This window comes from Paenibacillus sp. FSL F4-0100, assembly GCF_037993005.1.
Classification (GTDB): Bacteria; Bacillota; Bacilli; order Paenibacillales; family Paenibacillaceae; genus Paenibacillus_AQ.
In genome coordinates this window covers 7,044,498-7,063,008 of the sequence record NZ_CP150303.1, presented here as the reverse complement: position 1 = coordinate 7,063,008, position 18,511 = coordinate 7,044,498, and the positions used below count along the sequence as shown (strand labels likewise).

Here is an 18,511-nt window from a genome sequence, read left to right as displayed (position 1 = left end):
GTATAATGGCTAATTAAGGATTGGGAAGTGATGAAGTGATCGAAATGCAGGACGTATGGAAGACTTATCCGAACGGCGCTCATGCGCTTCAAGGAGTTTCCGTCAAAATCAATCGAAATGAATTTGTCTATGTTGTCGGACCGTCAGGTGCTGGCAAATCGACGTTTATGAAACTTATCTATAGAGAAGAAGTGCCTACGAAGGGGCAAATTTCTGTTAATGGATTTAATATCGGGAAGCTGAAGCAGCGCAAAATTCCCTATGTTCGCCGAAATATCGGGGTTATTTTTCAGGACTATCGTCTGCTGCCCAAGCTGACTGCTTACGAAAATGTAGCTTTTGCCATGGAGGTTATTGAAGCGCCGCAGCGTCTCATCAAGAGACGGGTCATGGAGGTGCTGGAGCTTGTGGGCCTGAGAGCCAAGGCGAACCGCGAACCTTCCCAACTCTCCGGGGGTGAGCAGCAGCGGATCGCAATCGCCAGAGCGATTGTGAATAACCCCTCCGTCATTATTGCGGACGAGCCTACAGGTAACCTGGATCCGGAAACCTCGTGGGGCATCATGCAGCTGCTGGATGAAATCAATTTCAGGGGAACCACCATCGTAATGGCTACCCACAACAGGGATATCGTGAACACCATGCGTAAACGCGTTCTTGCGATTGAGCATGGACAGATCGTCCGTGACCAGCAGAGAGGAGATTACGGGTATGAATTTTAGAACCTTCTTGCGGCACTTGCGGGAAGGGGCGAAGAGCGTTTTCCGGAATGGATGGATGTCGGTCGCATCGGTTACTTCCATCGTAGTGTCTTTGTTTATACTGGGCGTTTTCATGCTATTAGTCATGAATGTTAACGCTTTAGCCGATAAAGCAGATAGCAATGTGCAAATCAATACGTACTTAAATCTCAATGTGGATAAGAAGCTGCGCGAAACCATCAAGAGTGAAATCGAGGCAATGCCGGAGGTCGGCGGCATCAAGTTCGTGTCCAAGGAAGAGGGCATGAAGGAGCTTGAGGAAAGCCTGGGCTCCGAATGGGTGGAAGGCTTCAGCGAGGCGGACCAGAATCCGCTTCCTGATGCATTCGAGGTTTCCGTTATTGAACCGACCACGGTCGGTTTTGTTGCCGACAAGATTACCGCTCTGAACCAGAAGTATACGGAGGAGCCGATCCTGCGAGTCAAGTATGGGGAAGGCACGGTCGAAACTCTGTTCAAGATTACGAAGACGGTGCGGAATATCGGCTTTATTTTCGTAGCGGGACTCGGTTTGATGTCTATGTTCCTGATCTCGAACACCATTCGGGTTACTATTTTGGCCCGTCGCCGCGAGATCGGCATTATGAAGCTTGTCGGCGCGACCAACAACTTCATTCGCTGGCCGTTTTTCGTGGAAGGTGCCATGATCGGCCTGATGGGCTCCATTGTGACGGTCACGCTGTTGTTTGTAGGCTACAATCGTCTGTACGCTGCGTCGCAAACCGATCTGACGCTGGCAAAGAGCTTAATCCCGCTGGGAGATTTGTGGCTGCAGCTCGGCATCATTATCGTTGGGCTGGGCATGGTCATTGGCATCTGGGGCAGCACCATGTCGATACGTAAATTTTTGAAAGTATAAAACAAGGTAAAGGATGGGGAGCGAAACTTGAAGAAAATCGCCGCAGGAGTAGCAGCCTTATTACTGGCCACTGTTATGATCCAACCGACCGTCGGACAAGCCGAGAAGAAGACTTCAGCCGATGTAGATCGAGAGCTGAGCGTGCTTCAGGAGCAGGTCAAGAAAGCACGGGCACAGAAGAACAAAGCAGCGGAAAATAAACAAGAAGCTCAGCATTACAAGAAAAAAACAACGAAGAATTTGAAATATGTGATGGAGCAGATCAGCATCGTCAGCAATGAATTGACCAAAATCTCCATGAAGATCGAGGAGACAGAGGATCTGCTGAGAAAAACGACCAAAGAACTTGAAGCGGCGGAGGAGCGTATCGCCTCCCGTGAGAAGCTGTTGGAATCCCGGATTCGCCTCATCTATATGGATGGGCAAGTATCTTATCTGGATGTGCTGCTCTCCTCGACCAGCTTCAGCGATTTTATTGAGCGTGCGGATTCTTTGAAGACGATCGTTAACCAGGACCAGGATTTGCTGGTGGAGCATAAGCAGGACAAGCTGCTGGTCATCGACAAGAAGAAGGAGCTTGAAGGACAGTATGCAACCGCCAAGGAGCTGTATGGCCAAATGGAGGACCGCAAGAGTATCCTGAACGAGAAGGAACAGGAGAAGCGCGTACTACTGGCCCAGTATGATCAGGATATCGAGGATGCGGAAATCTTGACCGAAGAGCAGGATAAAATGTTGGTTGCCCTGGCAAGCAAACGTTCGGATCTGCAGAAGGAAAAGAATAAGCTTGCGGCTGAGGAAGCTGCCCGTAAAGCAGCGGCTGCCAAAGCGGCTGCGGCGAAAAGAGCCAAGGCGACCACCCTCGGTGGAAGTAAAGGTGGCGGCGGATACACAGGTAACGGCGGACCATTCGCGATCCCAGTTTCCGGTGCCAGACTTTCATCGGGTTATGGGCCTCGAGTTCATCCGGTAACGGGCCAGGCTGGCAAGATGCATACAGGCCAGGATTTCGCGGTACCACAGGGGACTGAGATCCGGGCAGCTGAGAGCGGCACGGTCATATTGGCCGAGTGGTGGAGCGGTTACGGAAACTGTGTTATTGTTGATCATGGGGGCGGCGTATGGACCTTGTATGGACATATCCGCAATGGCGGCATTAAAGTCAGCGAAGGCGACAAGGTGTCCAGAGGGCAGAAGATTGCCGAAGTGGGTTCCACAGGTCAGAGCACAGGACCGCATCTTCATTTTGAGGTTCGGATCAATGGATCGCCGGTCAATCCTTCGCCTTATCTGTAACAAACTTTTAGGACTTATACCATATAACCTTCAGACCGCTGTATAAATATTCCCGGCAAGCCAATCATATACTAGGTGGACGGGATTCCCCATGTGTAGCAGTTGAAACGTACAAAGGCGGTGAAGTACTTGCTGAAAAAACGAACGGCTGTCTTTCTGGTCATAGCTGCCATGCTGTGCGGCGTGCTGTTAACGATGGCTTTGACCCAGCTGCCCGCTCCTAGCCAGACCGGAGACGGTGAGGGGCTGCTGGCCAGTATAGCAAACAGGAATGGACTGGAGCAGTCTGAAGCGAAAAAACTGGGGACAGCGATTGACCTCATCGAAAGCAATTATTACAAGGATATCGATCGGTCGAAACTGATCGACGGCGCCATCAACGGGATGATGGAAGCGCTGGAAGATCCATATTCCAACTATATGAGAAAAGAAACAGCAGCCCAGTTTGAAGAGAGCATTGAGGGCTCCTTCTCAGGGATTGGTGCGGAGGTATCCTCTGTAGATGGCAGTGTCGTCGTTGTATCCCCGATCAAGGGATCTCCTGCGGATAAAGCTGGGATTCGGGCAAAGGACACCATCCTCTCAGTCAATGGGGAATCCTTACAGGGTCTGGAGTTGAACGCGGCAGTTAACAAGATTCGCGGTCCGAAAGGCTCCAAGGCCGTCCTTCAGATTAAGCGTGCAGGCTCTGAGCAGCCTGTCGAGTATGTTATCGTTCGTGATGACGTCGATCTGGAAACCGTGTCGGCACGGATGGAGAAGGGCGGAATCGGCGTTATTGAGATTTCCCAATTCTCGCTGAATACAGGCGAACGCTTTAAGGAAGAACTCAAGAAACTGGAAAGCCAAGGCATGAAGGGACTGCTGATCGACGTCCGGAACAATCCAGGCGGCGTGCTGTCCGTTGTCATCGACATTGCAGAGCAGTTCGTACCTAAAGGCGAGTTGATCGTTCAGGTAGAGGATAAGAATAAGAAGCGGGAGAAGCATCCTTCGGGCGGTGAGGCGAAATCCTATCCGATAACGGTGCTGATGAACAAGGGCAGCGCCAGCGCTTCCGAAATTTTGGCAGGCGCACTGCAGCAATCGGCAGGAGCTACCTTGATGGGAGAGCATTCCTTCGGAAAAGGTACCGTGCAAACGAGCTTTGATAAGCAGTTTGGCGATGGAAGCCTGCTGAAAGTAACGATTGCCAAGTGGTTGACGCCAAACGGTACCTGGATCCATGAGAAGGGAATTGAGCCGGATATTCAGGTGTCACAGCCAGAATACTTTACCGTTGCACCGATCGATAAGAAGAAAACTTATACGTTCGACACGAATAGCACGGATGTGAAGAATGCACAGATCATGCTTGAAGCGGTTGGTTATAAGATCGGGCGTACGGATGGCTATTTCGACCGGAATACAGAGAAGGCCGTTAAGAGTTTCCAGAGCAAGCACAAGCTGAAAGCGGACGGTATCCTTAACGGCGCTACAGCCGAAGCATTGGAAGCCGCATTGATTGAGAAGATTCAGGATCCGAAAGAGGATAATCAAATGAATCGCGGAATTGCTGAGGTCCGGAAGGAAATCGCCGCCAAGGCGTCGAACAAGTAAGAAGGCTGAACGTTAGCCTTCTTTTTTTCTTTTAAGATATCTGAAAGTATAAATTTCGAAGCATCTTGAAGCTGAAAGGAGCGTGGCAAGCTGTTGGAGACATTGAAACAACTGCTGATGTATGGGATAGATGCAGGCATACAACTGCTGACGCAGCCCTTTTATTATATTTCGATTTTGTTTGTCATGCTGTTCTACCGAAGGCAGGTGTTGGTGGAGCGTAAGTTGTTCCATGTGAAGCTGCATTCCTGGGGATTGCAGACTTGGCGAACGTTTCTGGGCGGGCTGCTGGCAGGAATCGGCGTGTCCATCGTAGTAGCCTTCCTGGGAATATCCTTAAGCCTGGAAGCCATCATATGCATATGGGTGACTTCCCTGATCCTGATGCTGTTTCATATCCGGTACTTATGCTTTGCCTATTCCATCGGTCTTCTCGGGATCATTCAGTTTGGATTAGGCTGGTTTCCGAATTGGCAGCCGGATGGCTGGGTCAGTCACATAACGACAACGATTCATGGATTGGACATTCCTGCGCTGCTGGCTTTATCCGCCGTTCTGCATTTTGCAGAAGCCTTGCTTGTCAGGATACAGGGTTCGGGTTTTGCTACACCGCTGTTTCTTGAGGGTAAGCGTGGCAAGCTCGTTGGCGGTTATCACATGCAGAGCTTCTGGCCCTTGCCCTTGTTCTTGCTTGTTCCGGCGGTAAGCGGAGGCAGCGTGCTGCCATGGACGCCATTCTTTGGTGGTGATGCCTGGAGTACAGGTTTTACGATGATGGCACTCCCGGTCGTGATTGGCTTCGGGGAAATGACGCAGAGCATGCTCCCGCAGGAGAAGGCAAGCATCACATCGAAGCGGCTCATATTTTACGGAGCCATTGTGCTGGCATTGAGCCTGTTGGCCGAGTGGTGGACACCGCTCACGATCGTGGCAGCATTAGCGGCATTACTGCTGCATGAGGGCTTGGTGTGGTACAGCCGTTATGAAGAACAGCAGCGCAGTCCGATCTTTGTGCATCCGATTCGTGGACTACGCGTCCTAGCGGTGCTTCCGAATAGTCCGGCAAGCGAACTTGGCATTCTGGCAGGAGAGACGATCCTTAAGGTGAACGGTAAACTGATTCACAGTAAGGAACAGCTGCATAGCGCGCTTCGTCAGAATTCGGCCTTCTGTAAGCTGGAGGTTCAGAACCATCAAGGGGAGAGTAAATTCCTGCAGCGTGCAATCTACGCGGGGGATCATCATCAATTGGGAGCTATCGTTGCCCCCGACCCTAGGGATGGCATAGCGGTCGGGTTGAAGCCGGTAAGCTTGATCACCCTGCTGGCGAATAAACTTCATATTCGCAGCAAGCGGGGTTCTTCCGGTAGTAAGACGACCGGCGGCTCCGAAGAAGCCGGATTCCATTCATCATGATACTGAAAGCGGGCCTTTGTCCTATATGGACAAGGGCCCGCTTTTTTTTGTATAAGCTATGAAATTTTTTGAATGGAGTTAACCCTGCATCTTTTTAAGATAAAAAATGGCGATTTGCGTCCGGTCCCGAAGATTCAGCTTTCCCAGGATTTCGGTGACATAGTTTTTGACGGTGCCTTCGCTTAAGAAAAGCTGTCCGGCAATTTCCTTATTGGACAAGCCGTCCGCAATAAGGACGACGACTTTCTTCTCGGCCGGGGTCAGCCCGAATTGTTCCAGCTCAGCAGCTTTAGGGACGGGCTGCGACGTTGGACGAAGCATGCCAGTCAGCTTGCGGGCGATATCGGGATGAATCAGCATGTTACCGTCATGCACCGTTTTGATTCCCTGGATGATGCGGTCCGGCGGAATGTTCTTCAGCAGATAACCGCTAGCCCCGTTCCGCAGAGCCTCCACGATATAATCATCATCATCGAAGGTAGTCAGCATAAGCACTCGCACATCTGAATGTCGTTCACGAATCCGCTGCGTTCCTTCCACGCCGTCACATACAGGCATCCGAATGTCCATGAGCACAACATCGACAGGAAGTCCCTCCTCCAACAAAGCCAGCGCTTCCTCGCCGTGCTCCGCGACAGCCGATACTTCGATATCCGGGTCCATTCCCACCAGTAATTTCAAGCTTTCCCGAATGAACGGGTCATCATCTACAATTAAAACGGATATCATGGATGGCCACGACCTTTTCTATAAAATAAGATACTGCGTCTTGTCTTGTTAAATTACATAATCTCACGCTTCTGGTAGACAGGCAGCCGGGTGATGACAGTAAAAGGTACGGTTCTCCGTACCTCCAGCGTCCCACCCACTACTTGGGTTCGTTCGAGCATGCTGCTCATTCCGATACCTTGATGGTCTGGTGCAGCTTCGTGGCCAGCCGGCTCCTGGACGGTGCCATCGTTGGAAACCTCCATCCGGACGTCCTGATCTCCGTAATGCAGGATGATTTGGATTCGTTTAGCCTCGCCATGGCGGATGGCGTTCGTGATAGCTTCACGGGCATTTTTGTACAGCACCACCTGTTGACTGGGATAGAGCGGATAGGGGATGCCCTGCAATATAAGGTCGGTCTCGATCCCGGTCTCCCGGCCGGTCTCTTCCAGGAGCCGATCCAGGGAATAGTCGTCCGTAATCCGCCGGACCGGGTTCATTTGTTTTACGGCCGATCGCATCTGCTCCATGCTCTCTCCCAGCTGGTCACGGATTTGATGGAGCATATCCATGCCGCGGCCGGAATCTTGAGGCACGATATGGAGAGCTGCTTCCATCATCATTTTTATGCGAATCAGGCGGTGGCCGATATCGTCATGCAGCTGGCGGGAGATGCGGTTACGCTCCTCGGCCTGCGCTGCGCTCTCTACCTGATGGGCAAATTGCAGCAATTGTCTGCCTGCTTCATCCTGCTGGAAATGCAGCCTTTTCAGCTCGTCGTATAACTGAATATGATCCACTTGCTTCTGATGCATTTCATGGATGTGGTTGAACGTTACTGCCACGAACAGAAACAGAAGATTGGCTGTCGTCAGCAGCAGGGCATCGTAATCGGTTATGGCCATGTTGAGCAACAGAAGGTGACCGAGCGCCAGACATAGCCTACCTGGCTGCTGCAATAAGGGCAAATAGACGCATAGGGTGGAGATGGACAGGAACACCATCATGAAGCCGTATTGATGGCATAGCCACAGAGATAGTGGAATTTCCAGCAGAGCGGCTGCCTTCAGATAAGCAGGCGATGGCAAAAAGCGGCTTAGCACCGTAATCGCCAGAAACAGCAATATGTACACCATATATTCCCCGTAATTATCGAGCTGCTGCAAAAAGATGTCTGCGGCGGCCGGAAGAAGAATTAATCCATACCTTAGATAGGTGAGTGGGGATGTCACGTGCGATCAGACCCTTTTCCATAGTGAAATCAAAACGTTCAAACGATTGGCTTCATTATATCACAAGGATGTTTTTGGTAAGGAGATGACTTTCGTCACCCTATAAGGTGACTTCTTCTACCTTAATAATTCGGATATTCCAGGTAGAATGAAATCAACAAATGGTTACGAGAGATATGAGAAATGGAGATGGTGAAAATGGCGGTCTTTCTGCAGATGAAGGGTGTCGTGAAAAGATATGGAAACAAGCTGTCGGTGGATCATATGAACCTGGAAGTGAACGAAGGGGAAATCTTTGGACTTCTAGGACCGAACGGGGCCGGCAAAAGCACGTCCATCAGTATGATCTGTGGCCTTCTTCCCAAGGATCAGGGCAGCATTAAGGTGGACGGTATCTCGATTGATGAGCAGCCGCTGGAAGTAAAGCGGAGAATCGGGTTGGTGCCGCAGGATCTGGCTCTGTACGAAGAGATGTCGGCTTGGGATAATGTCGTTTTTTTTGCAAAATTGTACGGGCTGCGAGGCCACCAGTTGAAGGAACGGGTGCAAGAGGCGCTGGAGTTTGTCGGCTTGCAGGATCGGGCGAAGGAAAAGCCGTCCACCTTCTCCGGAGGGATGAAACGCAGGCTGAATATTGCATGCTCGATCACACACCGTCCGAAGCTGATCATTATGGATGAGCCTACGGTAGGGATTGATCCGCAGTCCCGAAATCATATCCTGGAATCCGTGAAGACGCTGAACCGCATGGGATCTACCATAATTTATACGAGTCATTATATGGAGGAAGTTGCTGCGATCAGTGATCGGGTGGCGATTATGGATCAAGGTCATGTTATCGCCTGCGGGACACAGCAGGAGCTTCGGGCACGCGTGGCGCATGAGGAAAAAATCATACTTACGGCTGATGGGATCACACCGGAATTGGTGGAGGAGTTGACCATTCACCCGCGCGTTCGACGCGTCACGCAGAATGATAAACAGATTGAGGTCTATGTACCGTCGGCTCAGGAGGAGCTGCAGGATATTCTGTTCATCTGCAGTAAACAGCATACGACGCTTCGCTCCCTGGAGTGCGAGGAACCGGGGCTTGAAACGCTGTTTCTCAGTCTGACCGGGCGGACGCTGCGTGATTGATCATAAGGGACATATGCAGAGGAATTCATGAAGGAGGAATACCCGAAGATGAATACGATGATTATTGCCTGGTTTGAGCTAAAGCGGATGGCTACCAGCCGATCGGTGCTGATTAACCAGTTTTTGCTGCCGCTCCTCCTTATTTTTATATTGGGAAATGCACTCTCGGGCTGGTTTGGCAACGATCAGGAGTTTAAACAGCCATCGGTCAGAGTGGGATTTGTTGTGAATGCTGCGGACGGAGGCCAGCTGCAGGGGAGTGTTCAGGCTCTAACCGGCTCACCGGAGATACAGGACATTCTGGTTCAAGAGATGGCAGCCAGCCGTGAAGAGGTTGAAGGAAAGCTGCGCAGGGGCGAGGTGGATTATGCGGTCATAATTCCCGCTTCCTTTGATGAACGAATGGGCCAGGGAGCGGACGTGAAGCTTGAATTGTTGCCCGGAAGAGACCGTAATCTCAACCTGGTAGCAGACACCATCTTCAAGACCTTTATCGCGGATGTCAATCACAAACAGGCGGAGGTTATCGTTATGGGCGGAGATAAAGTTCTTGCCGCTCAAACGGCAGCACCTGTTGAAACCTCGTCCGGACCGAACGTAACGATCGGGAAACTAAGCGAGAAAGGAGCCTCGTATTCAGCAGCCCAATATTACGCAGCCTCCATGCTGATCATGTTTCTTTTGTATTCCGGTCAGATGGCAAGCAGCAGTCTGCTGGGAGAGCGGGAAAGCCGGACCCTGTATCGCCTGCAAAGCGCACCGGTCACACCCGGAACTGTATTTGCCGGTAAGATTATCGGCTGCAGTCTGATTACGCTTGTACAGGCAGCAGCCATTGTGCTGGGTTCCATGTGGCTGTATGGCGTGAAATGGGGGCCTCACCCTTTGCTGCTCATCATGGTCTGCGTTTTAATCACGCTATCGTCCATGACCATTGCCACGTTTATAACCCTAGTCTCCTCAACGGCGGCAGGAGCCAGGGGACTGATGCAGGCGATCATTATCGCCATGACATTTGTCAGCGGGGGATTCATGCCGCTTCCCGTGGAATTTTTCCAAAAGATCGCTTCCTTCACCGTCAATCATTGGGCTATGCAGAGCATGCTGCGGATGATGCTGAACAGCGACGTGCAATTGATTCTCACTTGTCTGGGTATGCTAGCGGCTATTACCGCGGCCCTGTCGGCTGCAGCCATGATTACGTACAGAAAGGTGGGATACCATGCATAGCTTAACCATAGCCTGGCATATGGTAAGACGCACACTGGGGCGCAAAAGAGGCTGGATCGTCTTCCTGCTGGTTCCTTGCGTGGTTGTTACCTTGACGGTGTTTTTCTTGGGGCAAACCTCGGCTGCGAGCATTCTGGTCTCTTATGTGAATGAGGATGAGGGCCCGGCAGGCCAGTATCTGATGACTGAGCTGGAGCGCAGCGGCCAATACGTGCTCAAGGAGTTCGAATCCGAGAACATGTTGAGAGAAGACCTGGTGGAGAATAAAAGCATGGTAGGCGTTTATATACCGGAGGGCTTCAGCGACGGATTGATTGAAGGACAGTGGCCGACGATTCAGGTATATGAGGCTTCAACTTCGGAAGCTTCGGTGATGATACGAATGACGGCGGACTCTGCGGTTACGCGTCTGAGCGGCACGGCTGCTTTGATTCGGGAAACCTCGGAGCCGGCTGTTGACCGCATGTTGATGCTGCAAGAAGTGCTCAAGCAATCCGCGCTGAATCGGGTGAATACTGAGGTCACGGATTTGAATCTGTACGCCAAGCCGGGACTCTCGAACGTAACAGGCTTTACCCTGATGTTCATGATGACCCTCATCTCCAGCGTTGTGTCGATGATGATCGATGACCGCAGACAGCGAACGCTGTCTCGCATGTACACTGCACCGGTGCGTGCCTATCAGATCGCTTTAGGTAATTTTCTGGGCAGCTTGGTGGTCGGCTCGTTGCAGGTGATCATCGTGCTCGCGCTCAGCCGGTATGTGCTCCGTTACGATTACGGAATTCCGTTACTGCTGCATTTCCTTATTCTGATGGCCTTTATGATGGTATCGTTAGGACTGGCAAGTACGGTTGCTGGGTTGATCCGGAACGGGCAAAATGCGGCTATGATTAATTCCATGATCGTCACGCCGACCTGCATGCTGGGCGGGTGTTTCTGGCCGCTCGCTATCATGCCGGAATTCATGCAGAAGATCGCCAACTTCATACCGCAAAAATGGGCCATTGAGGCGGTGGAGATCGCGGCTACAGGCGGCACGTTATCCGATATCGCACTGCCGCTAGCCATCCTCAGTCTGATGGCGGTCATTCTGCTGGCCGTCGGTTCCGCTGTCCTGCGGCCAAGCGAGCGCGGGGCAGGGCAAGGCGCTTAGCTTAACAAGTATGTTGGAAACCTAATATCTCTCAGGAACGTTGTTAGTAATCGAATCATTTTTTTTAAACGAAAGCGCCCGGTCAGATCTGAATGCATGGATTCAGTCTACCGGGCGCTTATTTCATATTGGTGACGATGGAGTGGCATTTTCTTCTAAGTCAAGGCGTGGAGTGGGTTGAGCCGCGTGGAGGCTATCTTCCTACTCCTTAAGCTGTCGTAACACCGTAATTTCGACCCGCCGGTTCTTCTGCTTGCCTTCAGCAGTCGCATTATCCGCGGCTGGCCTCGTATCGGCATAACCTGCATACTGGAAGCCTTCCGGATCCAGCTTGCCGTTCTCAAGGAAGAACCGCAGTACCGACATCGCCCGGGCACCGGAAAGCTCCCAGTTGTCCTTGTAGCTGGAATAGCGTCCGATTGGCACATTGTCCGTATGCCCCTCGATGCTCACGGTGGTGTTTAAATCACCGAACAGGCTTGCCAATTTGCCCAGAACGGGAGCGGCCCCGGGTTTAAGCTCGGCCTTGCCGACATCGAACAGAAAGCGGTCGCTTAACGTAATGGCAATCCCTTGCGGCTCGTCCGCGATAAAGATATCCTCTTCGAGCTGGTTGTCTTTCACGTATTGCTGAATAAGCCCCATAAAGTTCGCCAACTCTTCCTCCTGGGCACGGAAAGCCAGCTCCCGTTCAGTTAGCGGTTCTGAACCTGCATCTTTATCCTCTTCTTCCTCATTGGCGGCAGGCTGCGGTGGGGGATTCTTATGGTTCTCCGTATCGGCTGTGCCGGTAATGCCCGAACCCATCTCCAGGATGCTGTCTCCGCTCTGGAAGGTGGCTTGCAGGGATTGGGTGACAAGTTTGTATTTTTCCGTATCGAGCCGGCTCATGGCATACATTACAACAAAAAAGATCAGGAGCAGCGTAATCAGGTCGGCATAGGTGATCATCCAGCGGTCGCGCTGTTCGCCTTCGGCCTGCTTGCGATGACGGCGCCGTCTATTCGGCTGTCTCATGCACAATCCCCCTTGAGGACGGAATGTCCGTGGTGCTAGCGGAAGCGAAGGAGGCTAGCTTTTTACGAACTAACAGCGGGTGCTCTCCGTTCTGAACAGCCATAATTCCTTCGAGCAGCAGCTCCATATTTGCAATTTCTTCTTCGGAACGTGCTTTAATCTTGGACGCAATGGGCAAAAAGATAATATTGGCACTTGCGACGCCGTATAAAGTGGCGGTGAACGCGACCGCGATCGAAGGTCCGAGATCGGTTGGGTCTTGCAGACTGCCCAGCACGTGGATCAATCCCATGACGGTACCGATGATCCCCATGGTAGGAGCATATCCCCCGGCGGACTCGAAAATCTTGGCATATCCTTCGTGCTTCTGCTCGGCGGCATTGATATCGAGCTCCAGGATTTGGCGCACCATCTCCGGATCGTTGCCGTCGACGACCATCTGCATGCCTTCCCGCAAGAACGGATCCTCGTGATCGGCGGAGATACGCTCGAGCGCCAGCACCCCGTCTCTTCTGGCCGTAACCGACATATCAACAATGGCGTCAATCAGTTCGTCCGTTGAACGGTTGCTGCGGCCGAAGGCCAGCTTGAGCGCAGCCGGGATGGTGCGGAGCCGGGTGGCCGGGAAGCTGACGATGACGGCGGCGATGGTGCCGCCGAATACGATAAGCGCAGCCGCTCCTTGCAGCAGGCCGCTCAGATGCCCGCCTTCCCATAAAAACCCTCCGATCAACGCGGCCAGACCGGCGAGAATGCCAAAAATAATTGTAATATCCATAACGCTGTATCATCTCCTTAAGGAAGTTAATTGAAGACCATGGGTTCGCTTGAAGCTAGTCCGACATGGAATATGAAGGCTGTGGGGTCATACAAGTTGAAGCACGGAACATTCGCGCTGGAACTTATTGAAATTTTCATTAAACTATTTGCATCAAAAAAACGTAAAGGGTATAATGAGACGGGAACAAATATTCTTATTCTTTACGTAGACACCACTAATTTCCCATAGTATATCATCGGGAAGTTTCGACATATCTTTTAGCATGAATTTCATTTTAGAGTATGAGGGTGATGAAGGGCAATGAGCGATTTAGTTGTCAGTACCAAATCCTTTGAGATCCAGTCTGAATTCCAGCCGCAGGGCGATCAGCCCACGGCTATTGATGCGTTGGTCGAAGGACTCCGCCAAGGGAAAAAACATCAGACGCTGCTAGGTGCAACAGGAACGGGTAAGACGTTTACGATCGCGCAGACAATCGCCAAGGTAAACCGTCCCACACTCGTCATTGCGCATAACAAGACGCTGGCTGCACAGCTGGCCAGCGAGTTTAAGGAATTCTTTCCGAATAACTCGGTGGATTATTTCGTGAGTTATTACGATTACTATCAGCCGGAAGCTTATATCCCTTCCTCCGATACGTATATCGAGAAGGATTCCAGCATTAATGAAGAGATTGATAAGCTCCGCCATTCTGCAACGAGTTCGCTGTTCGAACGGCGCGATGTCATCATTGTGGCGAGCGTATCTTGCATATATGGCTTGGGTTCGCCGCATGAGTACGGAGAATTGCTGCTTTCGCTCAGGGTGGGCATGGAGAAGCCGCGCAATGAGATTTTGTCGCGGCTGGTTGATATCCAGTACCAGCGGAACGATATCAACTTCGTTCGCGGTACATTCCGCGTCCGTGGGGATGTGATCGAGATATTCCCTGCCTCGAAGGGGGAGCATGCCGTTCGCGTCGAGCTGTTCGGCGACGAGATCGAGCGGATCACGGAGATCGACGTCTTAACGGGCGAACTGGTTGGGGAACGCGAGCATATCGCCATCTTCCCGGCGTCTCACTTCGTTACCCGTGAAGAGACGATGCGGGTAGCAATCGTGAACATCGAACGCGAATTGGAGGAACGCCTTGAACTGCTGCGCTCGGAAGGCAAACTGCTGGAAGCGCAGCGCCTGGAGCAGCGTACCCGTTACGACATCGAGATGATGAAGGAAGTCGGATTCTGCTCCGGCATCGAGAACTACTCCGGCCCCCTGACCTTCAGGGAGCCTGGTGCTACGCCATATACGCTCCTTGACTATTTCCCGGACGATATGCTGTTTGTCATTGATGAATCGCATGTTACGCTCCCGCAAATCCGGGCGATGTACAACGGTGACCGGGCACGGAAAACGGTGCTGGTTGATCACGGCTTCCGCCTGCCGTCCGCGCTGGATAACCGGCCGCTGAAGTTCGAGGAATTCGAGGAGAAAGTCAACCAGATCATCTACGTATCGGCCACACCGGGTCCGTATGAGATGGAGCACTGTGATACGATGGTCGAGCAGATTATTCGGCCGACGGGTCTATTAGATCCGATCATTGATGTGCGCCCGACAGAAGGGCAGATCGATGACCTGATTAGCGAGATCCATGACCGGGTGGAACGTGACGAGCGTGTGCTCGTGACGACCCTGACGAAGAAAATGTCAGAGGATCTGACCGATTATCTGAAGGAAATCGGCATCAAGGTTCGTTACATGCACTCCGATATCAAGACGCTGGAACGGATGCAGATTCTACGGGATCTGCGGCTTGGTACATTCCACGTGCTAGTGGGTATTAACCTTCTACGGGAAGGGCTTGACCTGCCGGAGGTTTCCTTGGTTGCGATTCTGGATGCGGACAAGGAAGGTTTCCTCCGTTCTGACCGCGCCCTTATCCAGACGATTGGCCGGGCTGCCCGGAACTCGGAAGGTAAAGTGATCATGTATGGTGATAAGATCACAGACTCTATGGATCGGGCCATTAAGGAAACCGAGCGCCGCCGCAGCATCCAGATTGCATATAATGAGAAGCACGGTATTACACCGCAAACGATCCGTAAGAAGATCCGCGATGTCATCGAAGCAACAAAGGTTGCCGAGGGCAAGGCAGACTACCTGGTTGGCGAGGGACAGAAGATGTCGAAGAAAGAGCGTCAGAATCTGATCCAGCGTCTGGAGTCCGAGATGAAGGAAGCGGCAAAGAATTTGCAATTCGAGCGTGCTGCAGAGCTTCGTGATGCGCTGCTGGAGCTGCAAGCCGAATAAATGTTGGAGAAACGAATGACAGGGGGGACGGCCTACGCGGTCGTTCTCTTTGTGAAAGTATAAGCACCACATGCATGCCATATGGAGTAGGAGATGATATCGTTTGGCCATTGAAAATCTTGTGATCAAAGGCGCTCGTGCACACAATCTGAAAAATATCGACGTCACGATACCGCGTGACAAGTTCGTCGTTCTTACGGGGCTTAGCGGCTCTGGCAAATCCTCTCTCGCATTCGATACGATTTATGCCGAGGGTCAGCGCCGTTACGTGGAATCCTTGTCCGCTTATGCACGCCAGTTCCTCGGACAGATGGAGAAACCGGATGTCGATTCCATTGAAGGCCTCTCGCCGGCGATATCGATTGACCAGAAAACCACGAGTCGCAACCCGCGCTCTACGGTAGGTACCGTCACGGAAATCTATGATTATTTGCGTCTCTTGTTCGCCCGGATCGGACACCCACACTGTCCGGAGCATGGCGTGGAGATTACCTCCCAGACGGTCGAGCAAATGGTAGACCGCATCATGCAGTATCCCGAGAAGACGAGACTGCAAATCCTCGCGCCGGTCATTTCCGGACGCAAGGGCGAGCATAAGAGCCTGTTCGCCGATATAGCGAAGCAGGGCTTCGTTCGGGTGCGCGTCGATGGAGAGCTGCGCGATCTGTCGGAAAGCATCGAGCTCGAGAAGAACAAAAAGCATACGATCGAGGTGGTTGTGGACCGGATCGTAGTTAAGGAAGATATAGAGGCACGTCTGGCCGATTCGATCGAGACGGCATTGAACCTATCAGGCGGTCAGCTCCTGGTCGATATCATGGGTCAGGAGGAGCTGCGGTTCAGCTCCAACTTTGCTTGCCCGATCTGCGGTTTCAGTATGGAAGAGCTGACACCGAGAATGTTCTCCTTCAATACCCCTTTCGGTGCTTGTCCCGATTGTGACGGCTTGGGCGTCGAGATGATTGTGGATCCGGAGCTGCTTATACCGGATACGAGCAAAAGCGTGGAGGAAGGTGCCTTTGCCGCATGGAGCGGGGGCACATCCACTTATTATCCGCAGTTTCTGAAATCGGTCTGCGCGCATTTCGGCATTCCGCTGGACAAGCCGGTCAGTACTTTTAGCCAAGAACAGATGAATAAACTGTTGTACGGTACGGGCAATGAGAAGGTTCACTTCCGTTATGAGAATGACTTCGGTCAGCGCAAGGAAGCGTATGTAACCTTCGAGGGCATCATTCCGAACCTGGAACGTCGCTACCGCGATACCAATTCCGAGGGTATTCGCGAATACATCGAAGGTTATATGAGCAGCAAGCCATGCGATGTGTGTAAAGGTCATCGTCTCCGGAAGGAAAGCCTGGCCGTTACGGTCAACGACCGCAACATGGCCTATGTCACTAGCCTGTCGATCGGAGAGTCCCTGAAATTCTTCGATCATCTGGAGCTTAGCGAGAAAGAACAACAGATCGCAAATCTCATTCTGAAGGAGATTCACAGTCGTTTGGGCTTCCTTGTCAATGTGGGTCTGGATTACCTGAATCTCAGTCGTTCGGCGGGAACCCTGTCCGGTGGGGAAGCGCAGCGGATCCGGTTAGCCACGCAGATCGGATCAAGCCTGATGGGCGTGCTGTACATTCTGGACGAGCCCAGCATCGGGCTGCATCAACGGGATAATGACCGCCTGATCTCGACGCTGGAGCATATGCGGGATCTGGGCAATACGCTGATTGTGGTCGAGCATGACGAGGACACCATGATGGCTGCGGACTATATCATCGATATTGGTCCTGGCGCTGGTATTCATGGCGGCCAAGTCATCGCGGAGGGAACCCCGAAGGAGATTATGAACGACCCTAACTCTCTGACGGGCCAGTACCTGAGCGGCCGAAAGTTCATTCCGGTCAACAGCAAGCGGCGCAAGACCGATGGACGCTGGCTTGAGATTAAAGGCGCGAAAGAGAACAATCTGAAGAATATTAACGTGAAAATTCCGATTGGCGTCTTTACAGCGGTAACCGGTGTGTCCGGGTCAGGCAAGTCGACACTGGTCAACGAAATCCTCTACAAGACACTTGCTCGTGACTTGAACAGAGCCAAGGTACGTCCGGGGCAATACCGCGAGATGAAAGGTTTGGAGCATATCGAGAAGGTCATTGACATCGACCAGTCTCCGATTGGCCGTACGCCTCGCTCCAACCCGGCGACCTACACAGGCGTCTTCGACGATATCCGGGATATCTATTCCCAGACGAATGAAGCGAAGATTCGCGGTTACAAGAAGGGCCGCTTCAGCTTCAACGTGAAGGGTGGCCGCTGCGAGGCTTGCCGCGGGGACGGTATTATCAAGATTGAGATGCACTTCCTGCCGGATATCTACGTGCCTTGCGAAGTGTGTAAGGGCAAACGCTACAACCGCGAAACGCTCGAAGTCAAATATAAAGGCAAGAACATCGCTGAAGTACTGGAGATGACCGTTGAGAATGCGACGGATTTCTTCCAGAACATTCCGAAGATTCACCGGAAGATGCAGACGCTGATGGATGTCGGTCTGGGTTATATTACTTTGGGCCAGCCTGCCACAACGTTGTCCGGTGGTGAAGCCCAGCGCGTGAAGCTGGCTTCCGAGCTGTATCGCCGCAGCACAGGCAAAACGATGTATATTCTGGATGAACCGACTACCGGCCTGCATGTGGACGATATCGACCGTCTGCTCGTTGTGCTTCACCGCCTGGTGGATTCCGGGGAGTCCGTCCTTGTCATCGAGCACAATCTCGATGTCATTAAGACAGCGGACTATCTGATCGACCTGGGTCCGGAAGGCGGCAGCGGCGGTGGTACCATCATCGCTACCGGAACGCCTGAGGATTTAGTCAAGGTGTCCGAGTCTTATACAGGGAAGTACCTAAAACCCATCCTGGAACGTGATACGAAGCGAACCAAGGAATTGAACAAGGTGGAAGCGGCACGTTAATAGCTTCGAATCTGTTCCATGCTGGAAGGGAGCTGTGCAGCCCACAGCTTATT

The 18,511-nt window shown here is 52.1% G+C and carries 14 protein-coding genes; 10 read left to right on the top strand and 4 right to left on the bottom strand.

Going from position 1 to position 18,511, the window contains the following annotated elements:
- Positions 1-35 precede the first annotated feature (35 nt).
- The 5 genes from ftsE (at position 36) to MHH48_RS32135 (ending at position 5,931) form a co-directional block, all read left to right on the top strand.
- A complete protein-coding gene (ftsE, locus tag MHH48_RS32155; RefSeq protein ID WP_076324040.1) occupies positions 36-722 on the top strand; it encodes a cell division ATP-binding protein FtsE in 687 nt (228 codons plus the stop codon).
- Entirely contained in the window at positions 712-1,620 is a 909-nt protein-coding gene (gene ftsX / locus MHH48_RS32150; RefSeq protein WP_076324041.1) for a permease-like cell division protein FtsX, read from the top strand. Before ftsE ends, ftsX begins: the two co-directional genes overlap by 11 nt.
- A 27-nt stretch (positions 1,621-1,647) precedes the next feature.
- A complete protein-coding gene (locus MHH48_RS32145) occupies positions 1,648-2,916 on the top strand; it encodes a M23 family metallopeptidase (protein ID WP_076324042.1) in 1,269 nt (422 codons plus the stop codon).
- 129 nt (positions 2,917-3,045) lie between these two features.
- Positions 3,046-4,515: a S41 family peptidase gene (locus MHH48_RS32140; protein WP_076324043.1), complete on the top strand. Its 1,470-nt coding sequence runs from the start codon at positions 3,046-3,048 to the stop codon at positions 4,513-4,515.
- 93 nt (positions 4,516-4,608) lie between these two features.
- Positions 4,609-5,931: a PDZ domain-containing protein gene (locus MHH48_RS32135; protein WP_076324044.1), complete on the top strand. Its 1,323-nt coding sequence runs from the start codon at positions 4,609-4,611 to the stop codon at positions 5,929-5,931.
- Between the two features lie 78 nt (positions 5,932-6,009).
- Here MHH48_RS32135 and MHH48_RS32130 read toward each other — a convergent pair whose 3' ends face one another.
- Positions 6,010-6,660: a response regulator transcription factor gene (locus MHH48_RS32130; RefSeq protein ID WP_076324045.1), complete on the bottom strand. Its 651-nt coding sequence runs from the start codon at positions 6,658-6,660 to the stop codon at positions 6,010-6,012.
- Between the two features lie 53 nt (positions 6,661-6,713).
- The gene (locus tag MHH48_RS32125) at positions 6,714-7,874 is read right to left on the bottom strand and encodes a histidine kinase (RefSeq protein WP_076324046.1); all 1,161 of its coding nucleotides are present in this window, start codon (positions 7,872-7,874) and stop codon (positions 6,714-6,716) included.
- Positions 7,875-8,063: 189 nt separating this feature from the next.
- Between MHH48_RS32125 and MHH48_RS32120 the strand changes: the two genes are divergently transcribed.
- Genes MHH48_RS32120 through MHH48_RS32110 form a run of 3 tightly spaced genes read left to right on the top strand, consistent with a single transcriptional unit; the run spans position 8,064 to position 11,397 of the window.
- The gene (locus MHH48_RS32120; protein WP_083659743.1) at positions 8,064-9,011 is read left to right on the top strand and encodes an ABC transporter ATP-binding protein; all 948 of its coding nucleotides are present in this window, start codon (positions 8,064-8,066) and stop codon (positions 9,009-9,011) included.
- Positions 9,012-9,059: 48 nt separating this feature from the next.
- Entirely contained in the window at positions 9,060-10,241 is a 1,182-nt protein-coding gene (locus MHH48_RS32115; RefSeq protein WP_076324047.1) for an ABC transporter permease, read from the top strand.
- Positions 10,234-11,397 carry an ABC transporter permease gene (locus MHH48_RS32110; protein WP_076324048.1) on the top strand — a complete coding sequence of 388 codons (1,164 nt, stop codon included), beginning with the start codon at positions 10,234-10,236 and terminating at the stop codon, positions 11,395-11,397. Before MHH48_RS32115 ends, MHH48_RS32110 begins: the two co-directional genes overlap by 8 nt.
- A 201-nt stretch (positions 11,398-11,598) precedes the next feature.
- Here the strand turns inward: MHH48_RS32110 and MHH48_RS32105 are convergent, their stop codons facing one another.
- Positions 11,599-12,414, bottom strand: a complete 816-nt coding sequence (locus MHH48_RS32105) for a flagellar motor protein MotB (protein ID WP_076324049.1) — start codon at positions 12,412-12,414, stop codon at positions 11,599-11,601.
- Positions 12,398-13,192, bottom strand: a complete 795-nt coding sequence (locus MHH48_RS32100; protein ID WP_076324050.1) for a flagellar motor protein — start codon at positions 13,190-13,192, stop codon at positions 12,398-12,400. The genes MHH48_RS32105 and MHH48_RS32100 overlap by 17 nt, the downstream gene beginning before the upstream one ends.
- A 303-nt stretch (positions 13,193-13,495) precedes the next feature.
- Between MHH48_RS32100 and uvrB the strand changes: the two genes are divergently transcribed.
- Together uvrB and uvrA are read left to right on the top strand one after the other, a co-directional pair.
- Positions 13,496-15,487, top strand: a complete 1,992-nt coding sequence (uvrB, locus tag MHH48_RS32095; protein ID WP_076324052.1) for an excinuclease ABC subunit UvrB — start codon at positions 13,496-13,498, stop codon at positions 15,485-15,487.
- Between the two features lie 103 nt (positions 15,488-15,590).
- Positions 15,591-18,458 (top strand): excinuclease ABC subunit UvrA, encoded by a 2,868-nt coding sequence (gene uvrA, locus MHH48_RS32090; protein WP_076324053.1) that lies wholly within the window; start codon positions 15,591-15,593, stop codon positions 18,456-18,458.
- Positions 18,459-18,511 lie beyond the last annotated feature (53 nt).

What these genes read in the sequence shown, in the direction of transcription:
- MHH48_RS32120 (WP_083659743.1), top strand. Translation starts at nt 8,064, where the DNA reads ATGGTGAAAATGGCGGTCTTTCTGCAGATGAAGGGTGTCGTGAAAAGA.
- uvrB (WP_076324052.1), top strand. Translation starts at nt 13,496, where the DNA reads ATGAGCGATTTAGTTGTCAGTACCAAATCCTTTGAGATCCAGTCTGAA.
- MHH48_RS32115 (WP_076324047.1), top strand. Translation starts at nt 9,060, where the DNA reads ATGAATACGATGATTATTGCCTGGTTTGAGCTAAAGCGGATGGCTACC.
- MHH48_RS32105 (WP_076324049.1), bottom strand. Translation starts at nt 12,414, where the DNA reads ATGAGACAGCCGAATAGACGGCGCCGTCATCGCAAGCAGGCCGAAGGC.
- ftsX (WP_076324041.1), top strand. Translation starts at nt 712, where the DNA reads ATGAATTTTAGAACCTTCTTGCGGCACTTGCGGGAAGGGGCGAAGAGC.
- MHH48_RS32110 (WP_076324048.1), top strand. Translation starts at nt 10,234, where the DNA reads ATGCATAGCTTAACCATAGCCTGGCATATGGTAAGACGCACACTGGGG.
- MHH48_RS32130 (WP_076324045.1), bottom strand. Translation starts at nt 6,660, where the DNA reads ATGATATCCGTTTTAATTGTAGATGATGACCCGTTCATTCGGGAAAGC.
- MHH48_RS32100 (WP_076324050.1), bottom strand. Translation starts at nt 13,192, where the DNA reads ATGGATATTACAATTATTTTTGGCATTCTCGCCGGTCTGGCCGCGTTG.